We start from the raw sequence: 9056 nt of genomic DNA on the forward strand, positions 1-9056 counted from the left end.
AGGCGAGGCAACGCCGTACTGGTTGAAAGTCAATCTACTATATTATCCGAATCATACAGACATCACCATATCAGGAAACCATCATGATTAAAACCATGACCTTTGCCATTTTACATTTCGCCACCGCGTTCGGCGTTGCCTATATTTTGACCGGCAGCATCGGCATCTCAAGCGCAGTCGCACTGGTCGAACCGCTTGCCAACACCGTCGTTTTCTATTTCCACGAACAGGCATGGCGACGCTACGAAAAAAATATAGTGGATTAACTTTAAACCAGTACGGCGTTGCCTCGCCCTTACCGTACTATCTGTACTGTCTGCGGCTTCGTCGCCTTGTCCTGATTTAAATTTAATCCACTATAAAACCGTGAAACAAGAATGGGCTACGCCGCTGCACCATTGTGGATAAGTTTTGACCTGAGGTCGTCTGAAAACGGGTTAGGAAATATTGTTTCTTGATAGTAAATATTCTTTCAACAAAATAGATATTTATCAATTAAAAAGAAATTAATAAAATGCTTTCCATCGCTTGAACGCCTACGCAGTTCATCTTTTATATTCAACATCATAAGGAAAGTATCATGAAAAAAGCACTCTTCGCCTCCCTCATCGCCGTTGCCGCCGCCGCATCTCTCGCCGACAGCCGCATTCCCGAATGGAATCATGCCAACGACTCCGGCCCCATTCCGGGCTTAACCCAAGTCGAATATCACGACGCGCACGATATGCGTAAGGATGATGACCGCGTGAAATTTACCGCACCTGCCACAGGCGTGCGCGAAATCACCGGCATCGGCTACAACGACACCTATGCCCGCTCGTTGCAAAACGGCTCAAATTGATTGCCCATCGGTTGAAGTTGAAAGGTCGTCTGAAAACGTACCCATCCGTTTTCAGACGACCTTTCGCTTTATCGGAAACGGCAGCTATGATACCCTTCAGCGCGGAATATCGAAGAGTCGATATTGTTAACCGATTGAAAACGCTATGAAAGGATAAAACATGAGCGGTTTGATTATTGAAGATTTGCAGGAAGGCCACGGCAAAGAGGCCGTGAAAGGCAAGGAAATTACCGTGCATTACACCGGTTGGCTGGAAGACGGCACCAAATTCGACTCCAGCCTCGACCGCCGTCAGCCGCTGACAATTACGCTGGGCGTGGGTCAGGTCATTCAAGGCTGGGACGAAGGTTTCGGCGGCATGAAGGAAGGCGGCAAACGCAAGCTGACCATTCCCGCCGAAATGGGCTACGGCGCACGCGGCGCCGGCGGCGTGATTCCGCCTAACGCAACGTTGGTGTTTGAAGTAGAGCTGTTGAAAGTTTATGAATAATGCCTGACGGCGTCAGGATGAATTTTCTGCTTTGAACTGGGCGAAAGGTCGTCTGAAAACCGAATGTTGAGGTTTTCAGACGACTTTTTTGTATCTCATACTGCTTTAGTGAAATCCTGTTTTAATGGTTCTACAAATTTTCGAAATTAAAACAAAGCCGCACTCAGCCTGCGGATGCGGTTTTCGTCTCCCAATACGCCTGCGCTTTGCAACAGTTGCAAATAAGCCTTGATATAGCCGTATTTGGCTTCGGCGAGTTTTTGTTCTGCATCCGATGCCGCCTGTTGCGCCTGTATTTCCTCCAGATTGTTACGTATACCGACCTGCCGTCCCAAACGGGTTGCTTCCAGCTTGGCACGGTTGCTTTCCAAAAGGCGCTGTTGAGCCGTAATCTGAATTTTATTGCTGCGGATCGTGTCATACGCCTGTTTGACGGCAAGGCGGGTTTTACGTTCGGCTGCCGTCAGCAGCTCGCGTTGCTGCATCTCGCGCGATGCGGCTTCCTTGATTCGGCCCGATATTTTGCCGCCCGTAAAAAGCGGCATGCTGACCTGTATATTGAATGTTGCCCCTTTGCTTCGGTAATCTTGGTCGAAACTGCCCGCACCGTATGCACTGTAATCGTAGTGGTAAGTGCCCCTGCTGTCCGTATAACCACCGTTGACAGTTACCGTCGGCATCCTTGTTCCTTTTGCGGCCTTTACTTCCTGCTGCGCGTTTTCCAGATTCTTACGCTGCAACTGCCATTCCGAATTATGCGCCTGCGCCAAGGCCTGCCATTCCTGTTCTTGGGAATTGTCCAATAAATCGACAGGTTCGTTCCCGCCCTTCATATTCAAAACGGTAATTTCGTCAGGATTCAGTCCTGTCAGATTGGCAAGCGTGCTTTCCGACGTTTTCAGCCTGGTCAGCGTATCTACTTCTTTAGCCAGCGCATTGTCGTAACCCGACATGGCCTCATGGGTATCCAACACCGTAGCCGCTCCTTGACGGAACATTTCCTGTGCGCGCATGACCTGTTTTTCATAAGCTTCTTTTTCCGCGCGGACCGCCCGCAGCTTGTCCCTATACATCAATACATCAAAATAGGCATTTGCCACTTCTATCCGCAGTTCGTTACCGCTGTTGTCCAACCGGATATCCGCCATCTCTTCAGCCAATTTCCCCTGTTTGTATTGAGCAAATTTGCTGCGGTCGAACAATACTTGGCTGATTTGGACATTCCAACCGTTGCTTTGGGTATTGGAAGATAGCGAATAAGGCTGTTTCTGATATTGGTAATTGGCACTTGCCTGAGGCAGAAGCTCCGCCCGGGCCTGTACCTTTTTCGCCGCTTCGGCATCGCGTTCGTATTTTGCCGCAGAATAATCGGCGGAATATTCCAATGCAGCCTGCCAGGCATCAAACAGCGTGAAAGAATGAGCGGCAGGGGAAATCAGGCAAACAGGTAAAACGCACCAAAACGTCAATTTAATATCAGACATGACTAGTATTATTTCCTAAAAATAAAATAATTAGTGGATATATTTTCTAAAATAGTTTTCTCGGATAAAAAATATTACAACGCTATAAAAAAAAGATGAAAATTATCATACGGCATTGAAAAACTATAATTCTGATTTTCTAATAATTAATGTTTGTAAAGATATAAGATTTAATTATGTGTTTATCTTAAAAAGGCAAATAACCGAAACTGCGTTATTTAAGATATTGCCTTTAAAGGGTAAGGTAAAAAGATTTTGATTCAAATATGGTAATGATAACTTAAATTATCTTTGCGTATTCGTGCAAAATTAAACAGAACTAATTCCCATTTGTCTCTGTCCCACTAACACGCAACCGATGAAACGGAAAAACATAAAAGCCGTTACATCCTTATTAATCAACGTGATATGAGGTAATAATCATGAAAGATCTGAAGCAGCACGAATTGGAACAAGTAGCCGGCGGTTACAATTTCAAAGATTTCCGGAAAGACTGGAAAGATTTTTGGAAAGAAATGGGCAACGGCTTCTCCAAAGCCGGCGACGCTTTGAACGACGCATGGAAAGAAGCCCGCGAAGCCGTGCGCAACAACTGAATCATAGATTCGGTATAAGGATACAGAGAAAGAAAACATTTTTCGCAGAAATATTTTCTTTCTCCGTAAGACGGGAGGCGGAGAGCCGCCTTCCGGTTTTAAACGGGCTTTATGCCTTTTGTAAAACTTAATTTTTAGGAGATTATTATGCAAACTTTAGCTATGAACGAATCTTTTGTCCGTGAATTGACTATGGATGAATTGAACCTGATTGCAGGCGGTGCTTGGAGCTGGAAAGAGTTTGGTAGAAGTACAGCAAGTGGTGCTGTAGGTGGTGCTATTGCGGGCTCATTTGAAGGTGGTGTAGGAGCTATTCCTGGTGCAGGTATTGGAGCTGTTGTAGGGGCTGGAACTTATTTGGCAACCGGTTGGTGGTAAATAACTTAAGGCAAATAACTAAAGCCTTATAGTATTTCCGGATGCGGTAGAAATTACCACATCCGGAAACTTTCTAGAATTTTATAATAATCAGATAGTTAGGGTAATATTATGAAGACATTAACATATATAATTTTCTTTCTTATTTTTTCATTAGCGATGTATTTAGCTAATAATTGGCAATTACCAAGGATATTTCTGACTTCTGCCATTGCAACCATTGTATACATTATACTTACTGAACTTTGGAAAAAATACATAAAAAACAATAATACATAATTTTAAAATTTAAATTATTATAGTTTATGAATAAAAAACAAATGATAGTTGCAGATATATTCCATATTCTTGGGAATTGTAGGGTTTATATCCGGTGTCGCAATAGGCTTGCACAGTTTGAATTGATTTGAATTTTATATGCTGCATCAATGATGTGAACAATATTTTAGTTTATCGGTTTAAGGAGTTCGTTATGAAACAATTGGACATCAAAGATTTGGAAAAAATTTCCGGCGGTATTACCGAAGGAGGCTGCGTCCTTCCTGTCATCAATTTTCCGTGGATGAGATGGTTTTGATCGGATAAGGTTCTGCCCCGAAGGTGCAACCGTTTAGGTAAGGATGCCCATGCGGTTGCTTTGACGGACAGGATCTTTTCAGACGACATGTTTTTTGGAATGGCTTTGGGAAATTGAGATGAATAAAAAGCGCAGTTTGAAATCGATATTGTTTTTGGATTTTGCCGTATTAGCCGTCTTGTCTGCGGTGTATTATTTTTTTTCCAAATACGCTTTATCCCGTTCGCTATTGCTTGGTTTTTTATCGGCAATGTTTATATTTCTCATGACCTTGGCGGGTGAAAAACTTTTGAAAAACCGAACGGAAGAGTAGGTAGGAACGGTTTATCGTATGGACGGCGATCGGATTTTTGGTAAAGGCAAGCGGTTTCGGGCTGTTTTGACTGTGTGCAAATATGTCTTTGCCGTATTCTGTCTGATGTAAGGATATTTGTGGAAGAATATATTATTTTATCAATAGGAATATTCCTTGCTTTGCTCTCTATAATTCTTGTGAAGTTAGGATTGGTCGAAACTGTGATTGTTAAAAATAAAAAAGTATTCTATATCGGTATGGCAATCATGTTGGTCGGAATGGTCATTACAATTTTAAATTATTGGAAAATGTGAAAAATTTATCTTTCCTTCAAGGTTTTCTTATATACAGCGTTATTTTCTGTTCTGCATTGGTTTGTTTACCCCATGCTGCCTGAAGCCTACAAAAACCAATATATTCTGGACAATCGTCATCCTTGCCATGACTGTTATTTATTGCCATTTGTCGAAAAGGAAGTAGGACTATGAAGAAGATTGAAAAAAACACCAAAAAATTATTGAAAAATGCGGCGGTTTCGGGCGTGGTTTACTTTTCGGTAATCTTGGTAACATCGTATTTTTTCATTTATCCGAATTTTGCCAAGTCGCTGCGCCATGCTGCTGTTTCCACGTTGATATTCGTACCGCTTATCCTGCTTCTGAACAAATTTTTCAATAAAAAATACCATGATTCAAGACAAGAAAACTAAGACCCTTTATATCATTATTTTCAGCATTGTCGCGATTGTCGGCTTTTTGTGCGGGATTGCCGTCGGCTTGAACAGTTTGAAATAGTGATTGAGATATGCTTTAGGATGTTTTTCAGACGACGTATTGAGAAATCGAGTGTAATGAATGGCTGATAACAACAGTTTTTTCCGCCCAGAGATTTTCGAGGCGAAGAAGAACAAGTGGACGGGGCATGTCGTCATGACCCGCCCGTTTTCTTTTGTGTTTTTGACGGGCTGCGCGGCTTCGGCGGCAGCGGCCATTTTATTGTTTGCCTTTTTCGGCAGCTATACGCGCAAGACCAATGTCGAGGGGCAGTTGATGCCTGTGTCGGGCTTGGTGCGGGTTTATCCTGCGGATACCGGCATCGTTACCGAGAAAGTGGTGAAAGAAGGCGATTTTGTGCAAGAAGGCGATGTTCTGCTGAAGCTTTCGATGCCGCGTTACAACGGCGAGGGCAATATCCGCGACCGTCTGGTCAAGGAGGCGGAAGCGAAAAAGGAAATGCTGCTTCATGAAATCGAGCGGCAGAAGAAGTTGCAGGAAGGGGAGGCGCGGACGGCTTCCGACAGCGTCAGCCGTCTGGAAAACCAGCTTGCCGATGTGCGCGGCCAGATTTCGGGACAGAAAAAGCGTGTGGCGCTTGCCGAAGAGTTGATTGCGAAATACCGCCCCCTTTTGAAAAAAGGTTTTATTTCCGAACAGCAGATGATGGATTATGAAAACGGGCGCCTCGACCAGCTGTCCCAACTGAATGCGCTGCGGCGGGAAGAGTCCGGCATTGTCCGCGAGTTGAATGCGCAGAGGCAGACTTTGAAAACCCTGCCCGAAAAACAGCAGACGGAGTTGAGCCAGTTGAACCGCAGCGTGGCGGAAATCACGCAGGAAACGTTGAATCTGGATTCCCAGCAGGAACAGGTCATCCGCGCGAGCAAGTCGGGTTATGTCAGTACGTCCAATGTGGAGGTCGGTCAGCAGGTAACGGCTTCAACCCTGTTGCTGAGTATTGTGCCGGGCAAGACGGATTTGGTGGCGAACCTTTATGTGCCGAGCAATGCCATCGGCTTTATCAAGCCTGACGATAAAGTGATTCTGCGTTATCAGGCTTATCCTTATCAGAAATTCGGCCATGCCGAGGGCAAAATCATTTCCATTGCGAAAACGGCTATGGGCAAACAGGAGCTTGCCAATTTGGGCGGTGTTTACCCTGCCGATACGGAAGAAAATCCGTCGCGTCCGAACGAGTCGGTTTATCTGGTGAAAGTCAAACCTGAAAAGCAGACGGTCAAGGTTTACGGTGAAGAAAAACCGTTGCAGATGGGGATGGCTTTGGAGGCCGACATCCTGAACGAGCGTAAGAAACTTTATGAATGGGTACTCGACCCGCTTTACAGCATTGCAGGGAAATTAGGCCGATGAGTTATTTGGAACGTTTGTCTTTCGGATTCAGCAAAAAGCTGCCGGTGGTTTTGCAGACGGAAATTGCCGAGTGTGGCTTGGCATGTCTGACTGCGATTGCGGGCTATTTCGGCTATCACACGGATTTGCGCACATTGAGGCAGAAATATTCGATTTCGCAGACGGGTACGACCATGGCGAACATCGTGCATTACGCCAATGATTTGAACCTGACTTCGCGTCCGCTACGTTTGGATTTGAACGATCTGCCCAATTTGAAAACCCCCTGTATCCTGCATTGGGATTTGAACCATTTTGTAGTCTTGAAAGAAGTCGGCAAAAACGGCATTACCATCATGGATCCCGCTGTCGGAATGCGGAAAATCCCGATGGAGGAAGTGTCGCAAAAATTTACCGGCATTGCGCTGGAAATGTGGCCGAACACGCATTTCGAAGCGAAAAACGACAAGCAGAAAGTTAAAATTTCCGCTTTGGTCAAAGGCATTACCGGCATCGGCAAATCGCTGGTTCAGGTTTTGATTTTGGCGTTTGCCTTAGAGATTTTCGGTTTGGTCAGCCCGTTTTTTACTCAATGGGTTATCGACCATGTGATTGTTTCCGCCGACCGAAACCTTTTGCTGACGCTGGCACTCGGATTCGGCCTGATGAAAATCATCGAACAACTGACTTCCCTGCTTCAGGCATGGGTCAATATGCACCTGACAACCACGCTGAACGTACAATGGAAGGCGAATATGTTCAAACGCCTGCTCGAGCTGCCCAGCGATTATTTCAGCAAACGGCATTTGGGCGACGTAATATCGCGCTTTCACGCCATCGACGACATTCAGGACACGCTAACTTCGACTGCGTTCAAAACCGTTTTGAGCGGCATTATGGCGGTCTTTACTTTGGGATTGATGTTTTTTTACAGCCCTATGCTGACCGTCGTCGTATTGATTGCGCTGGTGTTGTACATCATCATCCGTATCGCGGCCTATTATCCGCTGCGTAATGCGACCGAAGAAAACATTGTTCATGAAGCCAAGCAAAACACTTATTTCATGGAAACCGTGCGCGGCATTCATACCGTCAAACTGTTTGAGAAAGACGAACAGCGCCACAGCTCATGGATGACGTTGTTTGTCGATACCGTCAATGCCCATCTGACCACCCTGAAGCTGACCAACGTTTTCGATTTCGCCAACAAACTTTTGTTCGGCATCGAAGGCATCGTCATCATCTATCTGGGCGCAACCCGCGTATTGGACGGCGTGTTTTCCGTTGGCGCGCTGATGGCTTTCCTTGCCTACAAAGACCAGTTTGAAAACCGGGTGGGAGATTTGGTCAACCAATACATCAAAATCAAAATGTTGGGGCTGTATGCCGAGCGCCTTGCGGACATTGTATTGACCGAAACGGAAGCGGAAGAAGTTGCAGATCCCTATGTTCCCGAGATTTCGGGCGATATTGATATTGCCGTAGAAAACGTGTCGTTCCGCTACTCCGACAGCGAACCCTATGTCCTGCAAAACTTCAGCTTGAACATCAAACAGGGAGAATCCATCGCTTTTACGGGCAGTTCCGGCTGCGGCAAATCGACGCTGATGAATATTCTAATCGGCAACCTCAAGCCCGAATCGGGAAAAGTATTGGTGAACGGGCACGACATCCACAAACTTTCGCCCAAGTTCATCCGCGGCTTGAGCGGCACGGTAACACAGGACGACGTATTGTTCGCAGGCTCGATTGCCGAAAACATCTGCTTTTTTGATGAAACGCCAAATATGGAATTAATAGTGCAATGTGCGGCGATGGCGATGATACATGAAGACATTATCAGAATGCCTATGGGCTACGAAACCCTGATTGGCGATATGGGTAATGCCTTGTCCGGCGGACAGAAACAGCGCCTCATCTTGGCACGCGCGCTGTACAAAAGACCGCGCATCCTGTTTTTGGACGAGGCCACCAGCAATCTGGACATGAAGAACGAACTGGCAATCAATGAAAACCTGAAATTGCTCAACATTACCAAAATCATGGTGGCACACCGCAAGGAAACCATCGAATCCGCCGGCAGGGTGGTGCGGATGCAGAAAGCAGGGACCCAACAAAACGCCCATGCGTAGGTAAGCTTCAAAAAAGGTCGTCTGAAAACGGAATTTTGAGGTTTTCAGACGACCTTTCATTGTCCGATTCCGTCTAAAAACAGTAAAATACCCGTTTTAAAATATTCTGGAGCCATCATGACCGTCAAAACCCGTTT

At 45.6% G+C, this 9056-nt stretch carries 11 protein-coding genes and 1 pseudogene; 10 read left to right on the forward strand and 2 right to left on the reverse strand.

The features are described from left to right. Nucleotides 1-83: 83 nt before the first annotated feature. Nucleotides 84-266 carry a DUF2061 domain-containing protein gene (locus HMPREF2907_RS02475; RefSeq protein ID WP_003763483.1) on the forward strand — a complete coding sequence of 61 codons (183 nt, stop codon included), beginning with the start codon at nucleotides 84-86 and terminating at the stop codon, nucleotides 264-266. Here the strand turns inward: HMPREF2907_RS02475 and HMPREF2907_RS13130 are convergent. Continuing rightward, nucleotides 253-361: pseudogene (locus HMPREF2907_RS13130) on the reverse strand (IS5/IS1182 family transposase); the annotation flags it as partial. The gene HMPREF2907_RS02475 and the pseudogene HMPREF2907_RS13130 sit on opposite strands and share 14 nt — an antisense overlap. A 219-nt stretch (nucleotides 362-580) precedes the next feature. Between HMPREF2907_RS13130 and HMPREF2907_RS02480 the strand changes: the two are divergent. Both HMPREF2907_RS02480 and HMPREF2907_RS02485 read left to right on the forward strand, forming a co-directional pair. After that, the gene (locus HMPREF2907_RS02480; protein ID WP_070679702.1) at nucleotides 581-841 is read left to right on the forward strand and encodes a hypothetical protein; all 261 of its coding nucleotides are present in this window, start codon (nucleotides 581-583) and stop codon (nucleotides 839-841) included. A gap of 160 nt (nucleotides 842-1001) precedes the next feature. Next, on the forward strand, nucleotides 1002-1331 hold the full coding sequence (locus HMPREF2907_RS02485) for an FKBP-type peptidyl-prolyl cis-trans isomerase (RefSeq protein ID WP_003743612.1): 330 nt from the start codon (nucleotides 1002-1004) through the stop codon (nucleotides 1329-1331). A 146-nt stretch (nucleotides 1332-1477) separates the two neighbouring features. Here HMPREF2907_RS02485 and HMPREF2907_RS02490 read toward each other — a convergent pair whose 3' ends face one another. Then, a complete protein-coding gene (locus HMPREF2907_RS02490) occupies nucleotides 1478-2815 on the reverse strand; it encodes a TolC family protein (RefSeq protein WP_070679705.1) in 1338 nt (445 codons plus the stop codon). 422 nt (nucleotides 2816-3237) lie between these two features. Here HMPREF2907_RS02490 and HMPREF2907_RS12820 point away from each other — a divergent pair, with 422 nt between their 5' ends. From HMPREF2907_RS12820 to HMPREF2907_RS02515, 7 genes are all read left to right on the forward strand, one after another. Continuing rightward, a complete protein-coding gene (locus HMPREF2907_RS12820; protein WP_168165192.1) occupies nucleotides 3238-3411 on the forward strand; it encodes a hypothetical protein in 174 nt (57 codons plus the stop codon). Nucleotides 3412-3558: 147 nt separating this feature from the next. Continuing rightward, nucleotides 3559-3789, forward strand: coding sequence for a Blp family class II bacteriocin (locus HMPREF2907_RS02495; RefSeq protein ID WP_083310654.1), 231 nt, complete (start codon nucleotides 3559-3561; stop codon nucleotides 3787-3789). 472 nt (nucleotides 3790-4261) lie between these two features. Next, nucleotides 4262-4366 carry a bacteriocin gene (locus tag HMPREF2907_RS11595; RefSeq protein ID WP_016687097.1) on the forward strand — a complete coding sequence of 35 codons (105 nt, stop codon included), beginning with the start codon at nucleotides 4262-4264 and terminating at the stop codon, nucleotides 4364-4366. 94 nt (nucleotides 4367-4460) lie between these two features. Continuing rightward, entirely contained in the window at nucleotides 4461-4679 is a 219-nt protein-coding gene (locus tag HMPREF2907_RS02500; RefSeq protein ID WP_070679708.1) for a hypothetical protein, read from the forward strand. Between the two features lie 119 nt (nucleotides 4680-4798). Further along, nucleotides 4799-4975, forward strand: a complete 177-nt coding sequence (locus HMPREF2907_RS12825) for a hypothetical protein (RefSeq protein ID WP_159068862.1) — start codon at nucleotides 4799-4801, stop codon at nucleotides 4973-4975. 540 nt (nucleotides 4976-5515) lie between these two features. After that, on the forward strand, nucleotides 5516-6808 hold the full coding sequence (locus HMPREF2907_RS02510; protein ID WP_070679714.1) for an HlyD family secretion protein: 1293 nt from the start codon (nucleotides 5516-5518) through the stop codon (nucleotides 6806-6808). Next, complete coding sequence (locus HMPREF2907_RS02515) at nucleotides 6805-8919, forward strand: peptidase domain-containing ABC transporter (protein WP_070679717.1); 2115 nt, start codon at nucleotides 6805-6807, stop codon at nucleotides 8917-8919. Before HMPREF2907_RS02510 ends, HMPREF2907_RS02515 begins: the two co-directional genes overlap by 4 nt. The last annotated feature ends 137 nt before the right edge of the window (nucleotides 8920-9056 follow it).

Origin of the sequence: Neisseria sp. HMSC055H02 (assembly GCF_001813335.1) — a bacterium.
Taxonomy (GTDB): domain Bacteria; phylum Pseudomonadota; class Gammaproteobacteria; order Burkholderiales; family Neisseriaceae; genus Neisseria; species Neisseria sicca_C.